General features: G+C 62.4%; 20 protein-coding genes. 14 read left to right on the forward strand and 6 right to left on the reverse strand.

Features of this window, described 5'->3' with window-relative positions; all coding sequences use genetic code 11:
- The first annotated feature begins 54 nt into the window (after nt 1-54).
- The 7 genes from hisG (at nt 55) to B7Y43_RS16815 (ending at nt 4,726) form a co-directional block, all read left to right on the forward strand.
- Nucleotides 55-714, forward strand: a complete 660-nt coding sequence (hisG, locus tag B7Y43_RS16785; protein ID WP_374132830.1) for an ATP phosphoribosyltransferase — start codon at nt 55-57, stop codon at nt 712-714.
- A 1-nt stretch (nt 715) separates the two neighbouring features.
- The gene (hisD, locus tag B7Y43_RS16790) at nt 716-2,002 is read left to right on the forward strand and encodes a histidinol dehydrogenase (RefSeq protein WP_374132831.1); all 1,287 of its coding nucleotides are present in this window, start codon (nt 716-718) and stop codon (nt 2,000-2,002) included.
- A gap of 127 nt (nt 2,003-2,129) precedes the next feature.
- Nucleotides 2,130-2,600, forward strand: a complete 471-nt coding sequence (gene nusB / locus B7Y43_RS16795) for a transcription antitermination protein NusB (RefSeq protein WP_374132832.1) — start codon at nt 2,130-2,132, stop codon at nt 2,598-2,600.
- Between the two features lie 10 nt (nt 2,601-2,610).
- Nucleotides 2,611-2,787 (forward strand): DUF4169 family protein, encoded by a 177-nt coding sequence (locus tag B7Y43_RS16800; RefSeq protein ID WP_374132833.1) that lies wholly within the window; start codon nt 2,611-2,613, stop codon nt 2,785-2,787.
- 99 nt (nt 2,788-2,886) lie between these two features.
- Complete coding sequence (locus B7Y43_RS16805) at nt 2,887-3,423, forward strand: hypothetical protein (RefSeq protein WP_374132834.1); 537 nt, start codon at nt 2,887-2,889, stop codon at nt 3,421-3,423.
- Nucleotides 3,424-3,899: 476 nt separating this feature from the next.
- The gene (locus B7Y43_RS16810; RefSeq protein ID WP_374132835.1) at nt 3,900-4,499 is read left to right on the forward strand and encodes a DUF2975 domain-containing protein; all 600 of its coding nucleotides are present in this window, start codon (nt 3,900-3,902) and stop codon (nt 4,497-4,499) included.
- Nucleotides 4,499-4,726, forward strand: a complete 228-nt coding sequence (locus tag B7Y43_RS16815) for a helix-turn-helix transcriptional regulator (protein WP_374132836.1) — start codon at nt 4,499-4,501, stop codon at nt 4,724-4,726. Before B7Y43_RS16810 ends, B7Y43_RS16815 begins: the two co-directional genes overlap by 1 nt.
- 42 nt (nt 4,727-4,768) lie before the next feature.
- On the opposite strand, the gene B7Y43_RS16820 is transcribed toward B7Y43_RS16815, so the two are convergent.
- Nucleotides 4,769-5,134: a hypothetical protein gene (locus B7Y43_RS16820; RefSeq protein ID WP_374132837.1), complete on the reverse strand. Its 366-nt coding sequence runs from the start codon at nt 5,132-5,134 to the stop codon at nt 4,769-4,771.
- 289 nt (nt 5,135-5,423) lie between these two features.
- On the opposite strand from B7Y43_RS16820, the gene thiL reads away from it, so the two are divergent.
- The 4 genes from thiL to B7Y43_RS16840 all read left to right on the forward strand — a co-directional run bounded on the left by thiL (nt 5,424) and on the right by B7Y43_RS16840 (nt 11,011).
- Complete coding sequence (gene thiL / locus B7Y43_RS16825) at nt 5,424-6,356, forward strand: thiamine-monophosphate kinase (protein ID WP_374132849.1); 933 nt, start codon at nt 5,424-5,426, stop codon at nt 6,354-6,356.
- Nucleotides 6,357-6,473: 117 nt separating this feature from the next.
- The gene (locus B7Y43_RS16830; protein WP_374132838.1) at nt 6,474-8,630 is read left to right on the forward strand and encodes a sodium/proton-translocating pyrophosphatase; all 2,157 of its coding nucleotides are present in this window, start codon (nt 6,474-6,476) and stop codon (nt 8,628-8,630) included.
- A 219-nt stretch (nt 8,631-8,849) separates the two neighbouring features.
- A complete protein-coding gene (locus tag B7Y43_RS16835) occupies nt 8,850-10,130 on the forward strand; it encodes a hypothetical protein (protein WP_374132839.1) in 1,281 nt (426 codons plus the stop codon).
- 11 nt (nt 10,131-10,141) lie between these two features.
- Entirely contained in the window at nt 10,142-11,011 is an 870-nt protein-coding gene (locus B7Y43_RS16840; RefSeq protein WP_374132840.1) for a FecR domain-containing protein, read from the forward strand.
- A gap of 11 nt (nt 11,012-11,022) precedes the next feature.
- Here B7Y43_RS16840 and B7Y43_RS16845 read toward each other — a convergent pair whose 3' ends face one another.
- Entirely contained in the window at nt 11,023-13,281 is a 2,259-nt protein-coding gene (locus tag B7Y43_RS16845; protein WP_374132841.1) for a CHASE2 domain-containing protein, read from the reverse strand.
- Between the two features lie 90 nt (nt 13,282-13,371).
- On the opposite strand from B7Y43_RS16845, the gene B7Y43_RS16850 reads away from it, so the two are divergent.
- A complete protein-coding gene (locus tag B7Y43_RS16850; RefSeq protein ID WP_374132842.1) occupies nt 13,372-13,806 on the forward strand; it encodes a reverse transcriptase-like protein in 435 nt (144 codons plus the stop codon).
- Nucleotides 13,803-14,423, forward strand: a complete 621-nt coding sequence (locus B7Y43_RS16855; protein ID WP_374132843.1) for a glutathione S-transferase — start codon at nt 13,803-13,805, stop codon at nt 14,421-14,423. The genes B7Y43_RS16850 and B7Y43_RS16855 overlap by 4 nt, the downstream gene beginning before the upstream one ends.
- Here the strand turns inward: B7Y43_RS16855 and B7Y43_RS16860 are convergent.
- From B7Y43_RS16860 to mtnP, 3 genes are all read right to left on the reverse strand, one after another.
- Entirely contained in the window at nt 14,420-16,036 is a 1,617-nt protein-coding gene (locus tag B7Y43_RS16860; protein WP_374132844.1) for an NAD(P)/FAD-dependent oxidoreductase, read from the reverse strand. The two genes, B7Y43_RS16855 and B7Y43_RS16860, sit on opposite strands and share 4 nt — an antisense overlap.
- Before the next feature lie 105 nt (nt 16,037-16,141).
- A complete protein-coding gene (locus tag B7Y43_RS16865) occupies nt 16,142-17,092 on the reverse strand; it encodes a patatin-like phospholipase family protein (RefSeq protein WP_374132845.1) in 951 nt (316 codons plus the stop codon).
- 187 nt (nt 17,093-17,279) lie between these two features.
- A complete protein-coding gene (gene mtnP / locus B7Y43_RS16870; protein ID WP_374132846.1) occupies nt 17,280-18,152 on the reverse strand; it encodes an S-methyl-5'-thioadenosine phosphorylase in 873 nt (290 codons plus the stop codon).
- A gap of 53 nt (nt 18,153-18,205) precedes the next feature.
- Between mtnP and B7Y43_RS16875 the strand changes: the two genes are divergently transcribed.
- Nucleotides 18,206-18,613 (forward strand): DUF2147 domain-containing protein, encoded by a 408-nt coding sequence (locus B7Y43_RS16875; protein ID WP_374132847.1) that lies wholly within the window; start codon nt 18,206-18,208, stop codon nt 18,611-18,613.
- Between the two features lie 163 nt (nt 18,614-18,776).
- On the opposite strand, the gene B7Y43_RS16880 is transcribed toward B7Y43_RS16875, so the two are convergent.
- Nucleotides 18,777-19,362: hypothetical protein (locus tag B7Y43_RS16880; protein WP_374132848.1), on the reverse strand; the 586-nt coding region annotated here is incomplete at its 5' end.

The raw sequence follows: 19,362 nt of genomic DNA on the forward strand, positions 1-19,362 counted from the left end.
TGCTCTCCCCTCTTGTTGCACCGCCGCACGTCCCCACCTATGGCCAGCCAGCTTATGACCGATCCGACCCTCCCCCCGATTATCATCGCCGTGCCCAAGGGCCGCATCCTCGAAGAGGCGCTGCCGCTGCTGGCGCGCGTCGGGATCGTGCCTGAACCCGCCTTTGCCGATGAGTCCAGCCGCGCCTTGCGTTTCACGACGAACCAGGGCGGGATTGAGCTGATCCGCGTCCGTGCGTTCGACGTGGCGACCTTTGTGGCGCATGGCGCGGCGCAGCTTGGCATTGTCGGGTCGGACGTGCTGGCGGAATTCGCTTATTCTGAGCTTTATGCGCCGGTTGATCTCGGTATCGGCCATTGCCGCCTGTCGGTCGCCGAGCCCGCCGCAATGGCCGCCACGGATGATCCGCGCGGCTGGAGCCATGTCCGCATCGCCACCAAATATCCGCATGTCACCAAGGCGCATTTCGCGGGCCGCGGCGTGCAGGCCGAGTGTGTGAAGCTGAACGGCGCGATGGAGCTTGCGCCTTTGCTCGGGCTGGCCCCGCGCATTGTCGATCTGGTGTCGTCGGGCCGCACATTGAAGGAAAACGGGCTGGTCGAGGTGGAGGTGATCGCCCAGGTCACCAGCCGCCTGGTCGTCAACCGCGCCGCGTTCAAGACCCGTGCCGAAGTGGTGCCGCTGGTCGATGCGTTCCGGAAGGCGGTGGCGTGACATGATTCGGTTGGACACCCGCGCCCCCGATTTCGCTAGTGCATTCACCGCACTCGTTAATGCACGCCGCGAAGCCGATGATGATGTCGCACGTGACGTCAGCGCGATTATCGCGCGCGTTCGCGATGAAGGCGATGCGGCGGTCGCCGCGCTGACGGTGCAGTTCGACGGCCATGATCTCGACAGCTCCGGCTGGCAGATCGACCTTGCCGATTGCCGTGCTGCTTATGATGCGCTCGATCCGGCCCTGCGCGCCGCGCTCGATCTCGCCGCCACGCGCATCACCACCTACCACGCGAAGCAACGCCCCGAAGGCAGCGACACGACCGACGACGCCGGTGTCCGGCTCGGCGCGCGCTGGTCAGCGGTAGAGGCGGCGGGCGTTTACGTTCCCGGCGGCCGCGCTGCCTATCCCTCCTCGGTATTGATGAATGCCATCCCGGCCAAGGTGGCGGGCGTTGACCGGCTCGTCATGGTCACGCCGACGCCGAAGGGGGAGATTAATCCGCTCGTGCTCGCCGCCGCGCATCTTGCTGGCGTCGATGAAGTTTGGCGGATCGGTGGTGCGCAAGCCATTGCCGCGCTGGCGTATGGGACCGATCGGATCAAGCCGGTCGATGTCATCACTGGCCCCGGCAATGCCTGGGTCGCTGAGGCCAAGCGCCAGCTTTACGGTGTGGTCGGGATCGACATGGTCGCTGGCCCCAGCGAAATCGTCGTGGTGGCGGACGGCGCGAATGATCCCGATTGGATCGCCGCTGACCTGCTCAGCCAGTCCGAGCATGACCCGACCAGTCAATCGATCCTGTTCACGGACGATGCCGGGTTTGCCGACAAGATTGCCGCCGCGGTAGAGGCGCAACTCGCCACGCTGGCCACCGAGCAGGTCGCCCGCGCCGCCTGGGACGCGAACGGTGCGATCATCCTGGTGCGCGACTTTGCCGAAGCGATGCCGCTCGTCGATCGCCTCGCGCCCGAGCATCTCGAACTCGCAGTCGATGATCCGCAGGCACTGTTCGACAAGGTCCGCCATGCTGGCTCAGTCTTTCTTGGCCGCCATACGCCCGAAGCGGTCGGCGATTATGTCGCTGGCCCCAACCATGTTCTCCCGACGGGCAGGCGGGCGCGGTTCTCATCGGGCCTGTCGGTGCTCGATTTCATGAAGCGCACCAGCTTCCTCCAGCTCGACGAGGCCAGCCTCGCCGCGATCGGCCCAGCGGCGGTGGCGCTGGCGGGGGCGGAAGGATTGCCCGCCCATGCCCGTTCGGTGGCGCTTCGGCTCGAATAATTCTCCCCACTATCCGTTCATCCTGAGCGACCTTGAGGGGCGTGCCGCTAGCGCCGCGCAGGGTATCTCGACTTCGCTCGACACGAACGGTTTGGGATTTGATGACAACCCGGCTTATGGAAATCGCATGACAAAATCCAACCCCCGCACCGCTGCCCGCAGCAAGGCCCGCGCCGCCGCCCGGCTTGCCGCTGTCCAGGCGCTTTACCAGCATGACATGGAACAGACCCCGCTCGCGCAATTGCTGCATGAGTTCCACAATCACCGGCTTGGTGCCGAGATTGAGGACGCTCAATATGCCGAGGCCGATGTCGATTTCTTCGATGACGTCGTCAAAGGCGTGTTGGCGCGCGGGGGAGAGATTGATGCGACGATCGCGGGCAAGCTCGCCACTGGCTGGACGCTCGAACGCCTCGACAAGCCGATGAAGGCGATTTTGCGGTGCGGCACTTATGAGTTGCTTGCGCGCGCCGATGTGCCGACGGGGGCCGTGATCACTGAATATGTCGATGTGGCGCACGCCTTTTACGACAAGCGCGAATCGGGGTTCGTCAACGGCCTGCTTGACGCAATCAGCAAGGTTGTCCGGGCAAGTTAAGGGTGGCGCGGTGACCGACATCATCAACCTGCGGACCGCCCGCAAGGCGAAGGCGCGCGCGGCGGCCGAGGCGACGGCCTGCGCCAATCGTGCTGCCTTCGGGCGCACCAAAGCAGAAAAATCCGCACGCGCCACCGAAGCCGCGCGCACGGACCGCGCGCTGGATGGTGCCAAGCGAGAAAAGTGACCGGGCCGACGCCTGGCCAGCGCAACTGTTTAAAGCCTTTCTTTTTGCCGTTCCCGACGATTACACATTGTCCAGGCACGCTGGCAGGATGTGAAAACAATGATCGTCAAATCCGGTAAGATGCTTTGTTTAGCCGTCGTTGCGCTGGCTTTCGCTGGTCCAACCGAAGCAGAGCAGCCGATATTGCAGGATGCGCTGCTGGATAAGCTGGAGGGTGCTTGGGTCATTACTGGGACCGTCGCGGGCGAGGCGACGACCGATGACCTCGACGTTGAATGGGTGAATCAGCACCAGTATCTTCGCTTACACGAAATTTCACGCGATCGGCGGCCGAATGGCCGACCAAGATATGAGGCGACGGTTTACATTGGGTGGAATCAGCCAACGGCCAAATATGGCATTGTCTGGCTGGACGACTTTGGCGGACTATCGACCCAGTCTATCGGACTTGCTTCCAAAACTGGCGACCAGCTCCCCTTCGTGTTCACCAACCCCGACGGCAGCTTTACGCGAACAACGATGACCTACAACCCGGCAACCAAGGGTTGGACGTGGACCATTGACGAGGATCGCGCCGGCACGCTCTCCCGGTTTGCGGCGTTGACGCTGACGCGGGCGGAAGGCGCGAAGCGGTAATCCTCAGCTTTTTTGGCCTCCCTGCCCAGCGCGGAGCCTTTCGCCCCCCTATCAGCCGTTCGTTGCCCTCATCCAACCGACAATTTGGACGTTCACGCATCAGGCTGGCGCAAATGTGCCGTTCGTTAGCTGTCTTCAATACCAAGCGCTTGAGAGCTGGCTGCTCAGCGGCGCTCGGACCTATGAACTGGGCATAGGCAACCGAAACGGCGGGTAACGACAATGCGTCGTGATCATCGAAGGTCGATAAATGATATCGTTTATCAATAAATCCCTTGACGAACGGGCAGACATGGCGCATCGATAATCGATAAAAATATGTCAGGCTTTCGATATGCCTTAACCGCTCATTGCACGTGTTGCCGCTCTGGCCTCAATCATCGTTGGTACCGCGCCCGCCACAACGATCGTCGGTTGCTGGATGGCGCCAACGCAGGGTCCTTCCTCGGTCATCCCCGTCGCCGAGATCGGATAGCTTGAAAGCCTTCGACGCCCCATTGCCGTTCGCCAAGACTGGAGACTTTCTCATGACCGAGAGTTCAAAAGACGCCCTACTCCTTTCCGGAAAATTGCTGACCAAGCTCCTTCAAGGGGCAAGCGCACTGGTAGGAGGCATTGTTTTTATCCTCATTCCTGTTGTCGTGCTCGTCAGCAACGACATGCTGCCTGGGCTTGGCGGTGCGAATAAAGGTGGTGTGATAGAGGCATCTCCCGTTTCGGCTGTAGCTTTATTGACCCTTATGTCGCTGATCCTTGCGGCGCTGTTTCAGTTCTTTGGCAAGCTGCGCGCCATTATCGTGAGCGCCGGCGAAGGTGACCCGTTCACGCCCGAAAATGCGAAACGCCTGAACGTGATGGCGTGGCTATTTCTCGGTGTGAAGATTCTCGCCGTGATTGTCGGAGGGCTGCGCTTTTACGTCGCCAACCTGGTGGACAAGGGAGCGGACAACGGAAAGTGGCCCGATTTCAGCATTTACGATCTCGATGCAGTCTTGATTGTCATCGTCCTCTTTATTCTCGCTCGCATTTTTCGTCACGGGGCCGCGATGCGCGCGGATCTGAAAGGGACCGTCTAATGCCAGCCGATGACGAGGGCACATCAATCACGGTTAAGCTCGACGACCTGCTTCACGAGCGGCGCATGACCTTAACCGAACTGGCCGATCGCGTCGGGCTGACGCTTGCGAATCTCTCGATCCTAAAGACCGGCAAGGCCAGGGCGATCCGCTTCTCCACGCTGCAAGCGATCTGCCGCGAATTGCAGTGCCAGCCGGGCGACCTGCTGATCTACGAGGAAGATTGAACGACGGACGTTAGCGCACGACGGCGTCGTCATGCACCAAGATTACATTGGCGCAGCAGCTTGCGCAGGTTTGCGCGCGCAGATCACCAGAACCTTCATCGTTGTTTGCGGCGTCCCAAACACAGGGGTTGCCCGGCCGGTCGGAAGATCGCGCAGCAACTCCATTACCTTCGGCGGAAGTGTAGAGAAGGGCAAAGAGTCATTCTCGGTAATTTCAGCGTTCAGCGACTGGCCGATCTGGCGCGCTTCCTCGCAAGTACGGATAGCACTCGTCACCGTCCGAAAATTCTTGACCGTGTCATTGCTTGCCGGAACAGCCAATTGCAGAAGGTGCAAAACGTCGTCTTCCGGCGCCGAAGATAGTGCCGTCATCAAGAGCGAAGCCGAAAGCACGAGACCGTAAACCATGTAATCCATCCACCATTACTGTTCCGTCTGAGGGTTGGTATATGCGGTAAGCCTGAACGCAGCCTGATTTTTCTGCCATCGGCTCTGACCATTGCAGACCCGCAGTATCGCTCGCCAATAACTCCCTCGAATCAACCACACCGCCTTCCGGCCAGCTTTGTTCGCAAGTTGTAGCAAATCCAAACAACGACATAATCGTTGGATTTCGCATCTGATCAGCTTATTTATGATCATGTCGCTTTTACACCCAAAAGCAGACACCGCCGCCAACCCGCGCTACCACCGCCCCATGACCGAAGCCGATTTCCTCACCGCCTTGCGCACGCTCCCGCTCCATCCCGGTGCGCAGGGCCTTTCGGACGATGTCGCGCGCTTGGGCAACTCCGTCTTCACCACTGATACAATGGTGGAGGGAGTGCATTTCCTCAGCACCGATCCCGCATATGATGTCGCGTGGAAATTGCTGGCGGTGAATCTGTCGGATCTTGCCGCCAAGGGCGCTGATCCGGTCGGCGTGCTGCTCAACTATCCGCTCGGAAAAGACGCCTGGGATCGCGATTTCCTCGCCGGGTTCGACGCGGCGCTGCGCCAGATGGGGTGCCAGCTGCTCGGCGGGGATACCGTGTCGCTGCCTCTGGGCGCGCCGCGCGTGTTGACGCTCACCGCGATCGGCCACGCCACCCACGCCCCCAGCCGCAGCGGTGCGCGGGTGGGGGACGGGTTGTTCGTCACCGGCACGATCGGCGATGGGGGAGCCGGATTGACGATCGCGAAGCGATTGGCCGGCGATCCCGCTGGCCTCGCGATTGCGCAAGGGGCACCGGGTCCTGATGCATTACTTAATGCTTATCGTCGCCCGCTGCCCCGGCTGGGGGAGGGGCGAATCCTCGCCGCGCACGTCCATGCGATGATGGACGTGTCCGACGGGCTGCTGATCGATGCCGCGCGGATGGCGACCGCGAGTGGCCTTGCGCTGACGATCGATCTGGCCGCCATGCCGCTATCCGATGCGTATCGCAGCCATGCCGGGGACGATCGTACCGCGCGGCTGGCCGCTGCGACGGCGGGGGATGATTACCAGCTCTTGTTCGCGGCAACCGCCACGCTGGCGGTGCCAGCACGCCGGGTCGGCGCGTTTTCGACCGGATCGGGCCTCACGCTGGTTGATGGCGGCGATCCGGTGCCGTTGCCCGTCCGACTCGGATATCTGCACGGCGTCTGACGGCGCTTGCGCTCCCGACAGCGCCCATTATAGGTCCCTCGCACAGGGATAAGCTGAAGGGGGTACACGCCTGCGTCAAGGCGGCCATCAGCACAAAAACGGGGAAGGATTTCGCGAATGACGATCGTCTATGCGGCCATGGTTTGTGGGCTGCTGGCTGTGCTCTACGGCATCATCACCAGTCGACAGGTACTTGCTGCCCCGGCGGGCAATGAGAAGATGCGCGATATCGCCGCTGCTGTGCAGGAAGGCGCGCAGGCCTATCTTGGTCGCCAGTATCGGACGATCGCCATTGTCGGCGTGATCATGCTCGCGCTGGTCTGGCTGTTGATCGACGGCATGGGCGCACCCGTTTCGGCGGTCAGCTTCGCGATCGGCGCGATCCTTTCGGGCGTCGCCGGCTATATCGGCATGAACATCTCGGTCCGCGCGAACGTCCGCACGGCAGAGGCAGCCCGCACCTCGTTGCAGGGCGGCCTGACCATGGCATTCCGCGCGGGTGCGATCACTGGCATGCTGGTGGCCGGGCTCGGCCTGCTCTCAATTTCGGGCGTGTTCTGGTATCTGGCCGGGCCCGATGGCGCGAATGCCGGTGCGCAGATCGTCGTCAAGGCGCTGACGGGCCTTGCTTTTGGCTCCTCGCTCATCTCGATCTTCGCGCGTCTCGGTGGCGGTATCTTCACCAAGGCCGCAGACGTCGGCGCCGATCTGGTTGGCAAGGTTGAAGCCGGAATCCCTGAGGATGACCCCCGCAACCCCGCGACCATCGCCGATAACGTCGGTGACAATGTCGGCGACTGCGCCGGTATGGCTGCCGATTTGTTCGAAACCTATGTCGTCACCTTTGGCGTGACGATGATCTCGGTCGCGCTGGCGCTCGCCAATGCCGACAAGCTGCTTGAAGTGATGACCCTGCCGCTGATCGTTGGCGGCGTGTGCATCATCACCTCGATCATCGGCACCTATGCGGTCCGGCTGGGCAGCAGCAACAACATCATGGGCGCGCTTTACAAGGGCTTCTGGCTCAGCGTCGGCCTGTCGGTGCCTGCCATTTATTTCGCCACGCAATATACGCTGGGCGACATGAATGCAGTGATCGGCGGCAACAGCTTCCTCGATGGCGGCGCACTGACGGCGGAGGCAGCGGCAGGGGTCGCGGCAACCACCACCACCGGCATGGCGCTGTTCTGGTGCATGATGATTGGTCTGGCCGTCACTGGCCTGCTGGTTTGGATCACCGAATATTACACCGGCACCGGCTTCCGCCCGGTGCGCAGCATTGCCAAGGCGTCGGAGACCGGCCATGGCACCAACGTGATCCAGGGCCTCGCCGTCAGCCTTGAATCGCCTGCACTGCCGACGCTGGTCATCGTTGTCGCGGTGATCGCGGCTTATCAGCTCGCGGGCGTGATCGGCATTGCCTTTGCCGCAACCGCGATGCTGGCGCAGGCCGGCATGGTCGTGGCGCTCGACGCTTATGGCCCGGTGACCGACAATGCCGGTGGCATTGCCGAAATGGCTGGCCTGCCCGACGATGTTCGTCACCGCACCGATGCGTTGGATGCGGTCGGCAACACCACCAAGGCGGTGACCAAGGGCTATGCGATCGGCTCGGCGGCACTCGCCGCGCTGGTGCTGTTCAACGCCTATACGTCGGACTTAGCGCGCGACTTCCCGTCGCTCACCGTCAATTTCCAGCTCAGCAACCCTTATGTCATCGTAGGACTCCTGCTCGGCGCGCTGCTGCCCTATCTGTTCGGGGCGATGGGCATGACGGCGGTCGGTCGCGCAGCCGGTTCCGTGGTCGAAGACGTCCGCGCCCAGTTCCGCGACAATCCGGGCATTATGGCTGGCACCAGCCGCCCCGATTATGCCCGCACCGTGGACTTGGTCACCAAGGCAGCGATCGCCGAGATGATCGTCCCCAGCCTGCTGCCCGTGCTCAGCCCGATCGCAGTGTATTTCATCATCACCGGCGTGGCGGGTCAGGCAGAGGGCTTTGCGGCGCTCGGCGCGATGCTGCTTGGCGTGATCGTCTCGGGCCTGTTCGTCGCCATTTCGATGACCTCGGGCGGCGGCGCGTGGGACAATGCCAAGAAATATATCGAAGACGGCAATCATGGCGGCAAGGGGAGCGAGGCGCACAAGGCCGCTGTTACCGGCGACACCGTCGGCGATCCGTACAAGGATACGGCAGGCCCCGCGGTCAACCCGATGATCAAGATCACCAACATCGTCGCGTTGCTGCTGCTCGCGGCGCTAGCGGCAGGGTAAGGACGCGCGCATCTTTGCTTTCCCGGTGCGGGACTGTTGGCACCTCGGCCCGGCCTGCGGTGGTTGACCTGACCGCAGGCCGGGTCCAGCACCATGGCCAGGCCTGATCGACTTCGGCACTGTGGCGGTGGACTGACACCGCTACAGTGCCAATCGCCTTTGAGGGGAAACCCGATCGACGGCTGAAAACGGATCGCTTCGCTGTCTTTGGGGGGAAAGATGAAGGGCCTAAACGATCTGAAATATGCCGGTTTTCTGGCGTTTTCATGTGGAGTCTTGCTCGCTGCGGCATCGCCGGCACAGGCACAGCAGGCCAGCCCTACCGATGATCTCGATGCGATTATCGATACCGCCAATGATCCTGACGCCGCCCTGCGACTCGCGCGCGAACAAAGTGATACGGGCGATTTGATCGCAGCGGCAGCGACGATGGAGCGGGCGTTGCTTGCCCAGCCCGGCGCTGCGACCACGCGGCTTCGGCTATATTATGTCACAACCCTGTGCCGCCTTGATGATCGTGCCCGCGCCCAAATTGAACTCGCCAAGATCAATCCGGCACAGATTGACGAAGGCGATTGGCGGATCGCGGTCGACGCCTGTGGCGCGCTTGAACGCCCGACCGGCGTGGCGGCAGCACCCCGGGCTTTGGCCGGCAAGCTGGCGATTGGCTTTGCCTATGATACCGACGCGCTTGGTGCCTTGTCGGTGGCGTTTAATTTCCCTGGCCTCGGCAGCGTGGCCGATGATGATTTTTCCTTCATCGCCGCCGGGCAGATTGATGGGCGCGTGGCGCTTGGCCAAAGCTATCTTTACGGCGGCTTATGGGGCCAGACCAAGAATGCACTTGGCCCCTCGGGGCTTGATTATCAGATCGGCGCGGTGCGGGCGGGCTATGGTCGGCAAACCGGGGGTTTCGGCTTTTCGCTGGGCGGCGTGGTCGAACATGCCCGGCTGCAGGGCGCGCCGTTTGTCACCGAATATGGCGGCCAGGCCGAAATGGCGGTCACGACCGGTCGCACGGGGCGGATCGCCCTGCGCGGGGAAGCGGTCCGTCAGGATTATGTCGGCTCTCTGCCATTTTTCTCCCGCAATGGCGGGCGCTATGATCTCGCGATCGATTATAGCGCCACCACCCGCAGGAACGCCCAATGGGTGATCGGGGCGGCGGTTGAGGATAAGACCGCCGATACCGATTATCTCGGTTATCGCGGCGCCCGGGTGTACAGCGCCTTCCGCCAGCCAATCGGCCATGCTGGCGGTTACGGCGCACTTTCCTCGACGATCAGATTTGTCGATTTTCGCGACGCGCTGTTCATCACAGACCGACAGGAAACCCGCTTTTTCACGCGGGCTGCGCTCGGCATGCCGATATTCGGCAATGGCTTTGGTGTAGAGGGCGGCGTCAGCCACACGCGGCGCGACTATAATCAGGCCAGCTTCCTGCGCGATTATGATAGTTTCGGCGTCGACGTGCAGTTGGTGTGGAATTTCGGCAAATGAGGAGCGATCGCATGCCCAAGCGGATCACCCTGATCAGCGCCGCCGCGCTTGGTGCGCTGGCCACATTGCTGGCTGCTTTGCCGGCGGCCGCGCAAACCGTTGGCGCCAATGCCGCCGTGATCAACGACGTGACGATGACAACGCAGGCGCAGCCGGTGCGGCACCGCGCGGTCGTCAAGGAACGCGTTTCGCTGGGCAATGATATCGATACCGGCAGGGCGAGCCGCTTGCAGGTGTTGCTGCTTGATCGGACAATCTTTGCCCTGGGCAGCAATTCGCGGATCAAGGTGGATCGCTTCGTTTATGATCCGAACCGTAAAGCCAGCGCGGTCGGGGTATCGGTTGCGCGCGGCACATTTCGCTTCATGTCGAGCCGGGCGTTGCATGCCAATCCAGGCCAGTCGTCCATTCGCACGCCGGTCGCCACCATTGGGGTGCGTGGCACGATCGTTGAAGGGGCGGTGGGGGCCGCCGCCTTGATGATCGCCCGGCGGGAAGCGGGGCTTGGCCGCTATGCCGGTGATCCACAGACCGCCTCGCTGATCCTGCTGCGCGGGCCCGGCGCCAATGCGCAAGGCGGCGAAACCCCGGGGGCGATTGATGTGACCGTCGGCGACAAGACGGTGCCCGTTGAACAACCTGGTCATGCCGTGTTTGTGCCTGGTGCTGGCCAGCCCCTAATCGGGCCGTTTTTGATGTCGCGCGCTGGATCGGCGATGCTGAGCGACATGCTGGGCACCAGCGCCGCACAGATTGCTGCGGAAGAACGCCAAGTGTTGCAGCGCAATCCTGTGGTCGATGATTTCTTTGAAAACGACAAGGGTGAACGGCCGACCCGGCCAAGCCCGAACCAGCCAAGCCCAAACAGCCCGACCCCGTAAGGCAGGCCGCGTTATTTTTCGTTCGCGTTAAAAACGCCGTCCCAGTCATCGCCGGGCGGATTCTGCTGAAAATCGGTAATCCGTCCCGCGATGATCTGATGCTGATGCGCCAGGCTGAACCCTGAGACAAGCGGTGCCGCCGCGTCGATCAGCGCCAGCGCCTCTGCCCATTGCTGCGCCCAATAAGCGGCCATGATCTCCGCGTGCAGCCGCTCGATCCGCCGGAAAGCAGGGCTGATGGCGACCTCCTCATCGCCGAGCAGCGCATAAATCTCCTCCGCCGCACCGCGCCCCACCACGCGCACCCGATCAATTGGCACCGTCGCAAAAGCAGTGATATCGCGCCGTAACGCTGCACCGATGATGATCGGCACATGATAATATTTGGTCAGCCCCTCCAGCCGGGAGGCGAGGTTCACGGTATCGCCGATCAGCGAATAGGACAGGCGTTGCGCCGATCCCATATTGCCCACGCAGCAGGGCCCTGCATTCAGGCCGATGCCGATCTGCACGGCGGGCGGCCACGGCGTTGCGGTTTGCATGGCCATCACTTGATTCATCGCTTCAAGCTTCGCGACCATTTCCAGCGCCCCGCGCGCGGCGTTGGTGTGCTGATCGGGATCGTCGAGCGGCGCGTTCCAGAAGGCAAGGATCGCATCCCCGATAAATTTGTCGATCGTGGCCTGGCGGGCGAGCAGGATGTCGCACATCGGCGTCAGGAAGGCGATTAGGAATCGGATGATCTCCTGCGGCCCCATGGTCTCGGAAATGCTGGAGAAACGGCGGATATCGCAGAACAACACCGTCATTTCGCGCACTTCGCCGCCCAGTTCGAGCTGGCCGGGATCATCGACGATCCGTTTGACAAGGGTGGGGGACAGATACCGGTCAAACGCGCGGTGAATATAGGCGCGCTGACGTTCCTCGCGGTAAAAGGTGACCCCCGTGCCGACGATATAGACGAGCAACAGTGCGATCACCGGATAGGTCGGATCAAGCAGATAATGGTAGCGCAGAAACGCGCCCCAGCTGCCGATCATCATCCCGCCAATCGCGACCACGCCAAGGACCGCGCCACGCATCGCGCCCAGCCGAGGGAGCAGCAGCGCGAGCACCAGGCCCAACACCAGCAACAGGCTGCGTTCCAGCCCGATCGCCCAATCGGGACGCACCAAATAGCGGCCAAGGATCATCTGCTCGATCGCCTGGGTATGGACCATCACGCCCAATTCGCGGTCCTGCAGCGGCGTGGCGACCAGATCGCGCAAACCCGCAGCACCCGTGCCGATCAGCACGATCCGCCCGTCAAACGCAGTTCGCAGTTCAGTGGGGCTGAGCGCGCCGGTCAGGATTTTCCAGGCCGGAATCGTCCGCGCGGGATGCGGCTGCGTGAAATACATCCATAATTCGCCAGCGGGCGTGGTTGGTACCGTGAATTGGCCGACCTTGATCGACACGACTTCGGTCGCCCCAGCACCAAGCTCGCTGCCCAATTCGCCACTCGCATCGGTTGATTTGACGATGACTGATCCGGCTTCCTGCGCAGTGCGCAAAGCGTCGAGCGACAGCGCGGGGAGCAATTGTTCCTGTTGCGCGGCGATCAGCGGGATTTTGCGGACGATCCCGTCGCGGTCGCCGATCAGGCTGACAAAGCCCGCCCCCGCCCCGGCATCACGCAACGCGGGCAGCGGCTCAATCGCGCTGGAAAAGCGCTGCACTGCACTGGCGGGGGAGCTCCCAGCCATCGCCAGCCCGGCCTTGGGTTCAACCTTGGGGCCATCGCCGTCCTGGCCCAGAAAATAGCCGAGTGTGACGGGCGCGTTGGCAATCGCGGCGGCCAGTGTCGCATCATTATCGGGCAGGGCGCGCAGGGCCGCGAGCGCGGCCGCGTCGCTACCAGTGCGTTGTAAATGTGTGGCGATGCGACCGGGCGAGGTGCGATCGGGCTCTGAAAACACGATGTCATAGGCGATCGATGCAGCGCCTGCATCGGCGATCCGCTTGGTCAGATCGGCGATGTCGGTGCGCGGCCAGGGCCATTGGCCGAGGCGCCGGATCGATTCATCATCGATATCGACGATGCGGACGGGTGCTTCTTCATAGGGGCGGGGGGCGGCGCGCTGATAGCTATCGAACAGCAACAGCCCCAACCGCTCCAGCTGCGGCACGCCGACCAGCTGCAGCAGCGCTACCGCCGCCAGCGCGGCAAGCTCTGGCAGGACCAGCCCGCTCTTGCTGTTCTTGAAATACCGTCCTGCCCAATTGGCCATGGACTGCGCCCCCCGATGCCGCCGCCACCGCCATAGCAGGAAATTGTTAATGGCGCTTCCTTTCGGCGGGACAAGCGCTAGGCGGGGTGGATGACGGATCGTGCACCGCCTCCGGCACCGGACCGCCCCGGACCACGGCACGGCGCATCAGCGCCGCTGAAGATCTATTTCGATGGCGGGTGTCGCCCCAATCCGGGGGTGATGGAGGTGGCGGTCGTGGTCGGTGGAGAGGTGCATCTGCTGCGCGATCTTGGCCAGGGCAGCAGTGCCGATGCCGAATGGCTGGCGTTGATCCATGCCATGCGCATCGCTGTCGCGCGCGGTACCAGTGATTATGTGCTGTTGGGGGATGCCAAGGGGGTGGTGGCGCAGGCAATTGGCACGGCGAAATGCCGCGGCGTTGCGATTGCGCATCGCGAACGTCTGATGGCGCTGGTGCCGCCGGGACAGGGGCTGCGTGTCCGCTATATCAAGCGCACCCAGAATCTCGCCGGGATTGCGCTGGCGCGGCTGCACGATCGGTGAGCGCGATCCTCTACAGCTTCAGGCGCTGCCCCTATGCGATGCGTGCCCGCATGGCATTGCTGGTGAGCGGCGTGCCGGTCGAACTGCGCGAGGTCGCGCTCGGCAACAAGCCGCCAGAGATGATCGCCGCCTCCGCCAAGGCGACGGTGCCGGTATTGGTGCCGGACAAAGGCCCGGTGATCGATGAAAGTATCGACATCATGCGTTGGGCGCTCGCCCGGCACGACCCGGAGGACTGGCTGGGCGGCGAGGACCGTGCGCTGATCGGGCTATTCGATAGCGATTTCAAACATCATCTCGACCGGTACAAATACCCGGATCGCCACACTGCCGACCCGATCGCGCACCGCGATGCCGGCGTGTCGCTGCTGATCCCGCTTGATGCCCGGCTCGGCCAGCAGCACAACCTATCGCGTGACGCCTGTTCGATCACCGATATCGCGATCATGCCTTTCATCCGGCAATTCGCCGCGGTCGACCAGGGTTGGTTTTATCGGCAGCCCTTGCCGTACCTGCAGCCCTGGCTGGCCCGGCAGATGGGATCGGCCCTGTTTGAGCGGGCGATGCTGCGGGTGAAACCGTGGGTAGCGGGCGATCCGCCGGTTTATCTCGGCTAGGCGAGGCTCTTGGCCACGGCCTCTGCGACCTTGATGCCATCAACCGCCGCTGACAGGATGCCGCCTGCATAGCCCGCCCCTTCGCCTGCCGGGAACAGACCCCTGGTGTTGAGGCTCTGAAAATCATCGCCGCGGGTGAAGCGCACCGGCGAAGAGGTGCGCGTTTCCACCCCCGTCATGACGACGTCTGGATGGTCATAGCCGGGGATTTGGCGGCCAAAAACCGGGATTGCTTCACGCATCGCCGCTACCGCGTAATCGGGCAGGCACTCGGCGAGATCGGTCGGCGTCACCCCCGGACGGTAAGAGGGGACGATCGATCCCAGCGCTTCTGACGGTTTACCGGCTAGGAAATCGCCCAGCTTCTGCGCCGGTGCTTTGTAGTTCGATCCCCCGGCAACATAGGCTTTCGATTCCCAGTGCCGCTGGAACGCCAGCCCTGCCAATGGATCGCCGGGATAATCACGCGCCGGATCGATCGCGACGACAAAGCCCGAATTGGCGTTGCGTTCATTGCGCGAATATTGGCTCATGCCATTGGTTGCGACGCGTCCCTCCTCCGACGTTGCCGCCACCACCGTGCCGCCTGGGCACATGCAAAAGCTGTAGACCGTCCGCCCGTTCGAGCAGTGGTGCGAGATGTGATATTCCGCCGCACCCAATATCTCATGCCCGGCATGCACGCCAAAGCGCGCGCGATCGATCCAGCTTTGCGGGTGTTCGATGCGCACCCCGATCGAAAAGGGCTTGGCCTCAACGAACACGCCGGCTGCATGGAGCATGGCAAAGGTATCGCGCGCGCTATGGCCGATGGCGAGCACGACCCGGTCGGCCTCCAGATAGTCGCCAGTATGAAGATGCAGCCCGCGCACGCGCCGCTCGCCGGTTGAATCGGTCGCGATGTCGATGCCATCGACGCGGGTCTGGAAACGATATTCGCCGCCCAACCCTTCGATCGTTTCGCGGATGCTCTCGACCATCGTGACCAGCCGGAAGGTGCCGATATGCGGGTGCGCTTCGGTGAGGATTTCGGCAGGGGCCCCTGCCTTCACAAATTCGGTCAGCACCTTGCGGTCAAGGTGGCGGGTGTCCTTGATCCGGCTGTAGAGCTTGCCGTCGGAGAAAGTCCCCGCGCCGCCCTCGCCAAACTGCGCGTTCGATTCGGGGTTGAGCACGCTGCGCCGCCACAGGCCCCAGGTATCCTTGGTCCGTTCGCGCACCACCTTGCCGCGATCAAGGATGATCGGCCGATAGCCCATTTGCGCGAGGATAAGGCCCGCGAACAGCCCGCACGGCCCCGTACCGATGACGACGGGGCGAAGCGCCGTGCTACCCTCGGGCGCCTTCCCGACGAAGCTGTAGCGCGTGTCTGGCGTGCGCTGGACGCGTTTGTCGCGGCGGCACCGCGCCAGCACCGTGTCTTCATTCTTCACATTGACGTCGACCGTATAGACCAGCTCGATCGCGGCCTTGTTGCGGGCATCATGCGCGCGCCGGGCGATGACATATTTGATCAGCTCGCGCGGGGTGATCTTCAGCCGTTTGCAGATCGCGGCGGGGATCGCTTCGTCGGGGTGGTGGAGCGGCAGGGTCAGTTCGGTCAGGCGGAGCATGCGTCCGCCTGTAGCCGCTGGGGGCGGGGGATGCCATCCGGCGTTGGTGCGATCGCAACGTGCTCTGCAAACAGTGGCGGGGCCTATTGCCCTGCGCCATCGCCGTTAGCCAATAAACGCCTCAATCTCCGCCCAATTGTCGTTCACCATCGCCCGCCCGGCGTTGATCGCGCGCGCAATCTTGGCGGGATCAAATTCCAGCGTGTCAGAAAAATCCTCGGTCGGTTCGATCACCTTGACCGGCACGAAGCGATATTTCGCAATCTGGGTATCCAGCGGCAGCAACAGCTTGCTCGCCGCCGCGCCTGACATTCCCGTGGCCAGCAGCTGGGCGAGCATGGCTTTGCGCGCGGCGATCAGATCATTGATCAGCCCGGTATTGGCGAGATCGTTGCGTGATACCTCGGCTTGCAGAATATTGACCGAGCGTAGCCCGATCGGGATCAGCCCGCCATATTTCTTGGTCGTCGCCAGCTTGGAAACTGGCGACGCGCGGATCACCAGGATGTTGCTTGGGTTAAGCTCCATCGCTGCGCCGAGCGGGGTGACTTCCTTCACGCCGCCATCGACCCATTGCTGTTTGTCGGTGGTTTCGAGCGGATCGAAAAACACCGGCATCGCGCAGCTGGCGTAGACCCAATCGTGGATATAGGGAGCGCTCTTATCGATGGTCCGGAATTCGCCCGACTGCAGGTTGACCACACCCAGCTGCAGATTGACACTGGATGCCGCCAGCTTCGCCGGGTTAGCGAAATTTTTGAGCAATTTGCGCAACGGGGCGGTGTTGTGCAGTCCCTTGCCGCCAAAGATAACGGTCCCCAACAGCCCGGAGCGATCGGTATAGATATCGCTGTTGCCCTTAATGCCGGTCCACACCTTGAGCAGCCCGGCGATGTCATCCTGCGCGACGCCAAGCGCCTGGATCGCGCCGGTTGAGGTGCCGACGGCGATGTCGGGCTTCACGCCGTGCGTTGTGATCAGCGCGTCGAGCACGCCGACCTGGAACGCGCCCTTGGCCCCGCCGCCGCTTAACACGATTGCCAATTTCTTCGCCATGGCTTGTCCCCCGGTTAGTCGATGAACGACATCGACACTATAGGTGATGCTAAGTGGAAAAGACTAGGTGCAATTTTTGACTGATAAGCTCGGTTTAGCGGAAGTTGATCGATCGATTTTTCATCACGCCCAATCTTGTGAGTCAAGACAAAGCGAATCGAACGCAAACGTCAATGACCTTCCCGTCTCACGCCCGGCTGACGCGCGCCAATATTGCATCCAATTTGGCCAATAGCGCTGGATCGCGAACCGCCGGATCGGTCATCAGCGCGAAATCGAGCACGGTATCGATGGGCGAGGGCGAACGCTTGGCGGGCAGCGACGCGATCAGTGCCGAAACGGTCCGCCGCGCAGTATCGCCATTTTTGTGCATCTGCGCGATCACTTCGGCGACATCGACATGTGCTTCGCTTTCGCGCCAGCAATCATAATCGGTGACCATGCCGATCAGCGCATAAGGCAGCTCTGCCTCGCGCGCGAGCTTGGCTTCGGGCATCGCCGTCATGCCGATCACATCGGCGCCCCATTGCCGATAGAGCAGGCTTTCGGCGCGGCTGGAAAATTGCGGGCCTTCCATGGCGACATAAGTGGCGCCTTTGGTTACCTTGCCGCCAGCCGCTACCACGGCATCTGCCGCCAGCGCGGACAGGCGCGGGCAAACCGGCTCTGCCATCGACACATGGCCGACCAGCCCGGTGGTGAAAAAGCTGGAGGGGCGGGCCACGGTGCGATCAATGAACTGATCGACCACCACGAACCGACCTGGCTCCAGTTCCTCGCGCAAGCTGCCGATGGAAGAGATGGCCAGAATGTCAGTGCAGCCGCTGCGTTTCAGGGCATCGATATTGGCGCGGGCATTGAGCTCGCTTGGCGAAATCCGGTGACCGCGACCGTGACGCGGCAAGAAGACCAGGTTCACATCGCCGATCGACCCGAACAGCAAATCGTCCGACGGCGCGCCAAACGGGCTCTCCACCGTCCGCCATTCAGGGTTCTCCAAGGCGTCTATCGCATACAGGCCGGTTCCCCCGATGATACCGATCGTCCATTTTCCGTTCATCGTCTGCCCTTCATGCGATATCGCGCTGCCATCATCTCAAAGGATTTGCTCTGATGCGATTCGCGCTTTCCTTATTTGCCCTTGCGGCACCCGTCGCCGCTCATGCCGCCACCCCGATCACGGGGCAATGGCTGACTGTTGGGGAAAAGGCGATTGTGACGATATCGGAATGCGGCAAGGGCGTTTGCGGGCGGGTGACCAAGGTGCTGAAGCCCAATCCCAAAGGCCCAACCACCGATTTCCGCAATCCCGATCCCACCAAGCATAATCGCCCGATCGAAGGCCTGCAGATCCTCGCCAATTTCACGGACAGTGGCGATAGCTGGCGCGGCACGATTTACAGTCCGGAAGCGGGCAGGGAATATAAATCCTATATCAAGCGCCAGGCCGATGGGACGTTGCAAGTGAAAGGCTGCGTCGCGTTCTTCTGCCAGACCCAGCTTTGGAAGCCAGCGAAATAGGGGGAGGCTGGCTGATAAAGGGGGCGACGGTCGGCTTTTGGCTGGAAAGCGCCGCAACACTGCCCTTGGATCGCGCGGGGCAGTGAAGGCCGCTGCCGATCCAGAGTCGGTCATCCGGAGTCAGACGCAGAAAATCGACTGGGGTTAGAAGCCGCCGTTCAACTCAATTGCCCAATGTCATCGACGTTTCCGCCGCTTTCGTTCGCCGCCGCCACGCGTCGAACCGGATCTTGCCCAGCCAGAACAGCATCACCGGCAAAGGCGCCAGCGCGAGCACCAACAGCAGCACTGAGTCTTGCAACGTCTTGGGAAACACCTGCTGTTGCCCAAGAAAGAATGACCCCGAGGCGATGAACAGCGAGAAGCACATGCGCCAAAGGTGGCGTGCGATCCGCGCGACGTTGGACAGCTGGCGGCGCACCAGGAAGTTGAGTTCGCCTGCGGCGGCGAAGGTGCCCGCGATTGTGAACAGGAAGAAGGCCTGTGGCGGCGAACCGTCCACTGTCCCGCTGGTGCTGGCCGCGCCCATCCGCATCAACATTACCCCAGCGACGGTGATCGACAAGGTGACGATCAGGCCGATGACCTCCCAAGCGCCAGCCTTCGCATCGCGCCGTCGCGCCGCCACGGTGCCGCTGACAAGCAAGTACAGCGCCATGATTCCGGCGACGAAATTGGGCCGCTGGCCGGTTTCAAGGAACGGCGCCACGCCCGCGCCGATGGCATAGGCCATGAACATCGCGAAGAAG

This window comes from Sphingomonas sp. 28-62-20, assembly GCF_002281505.1.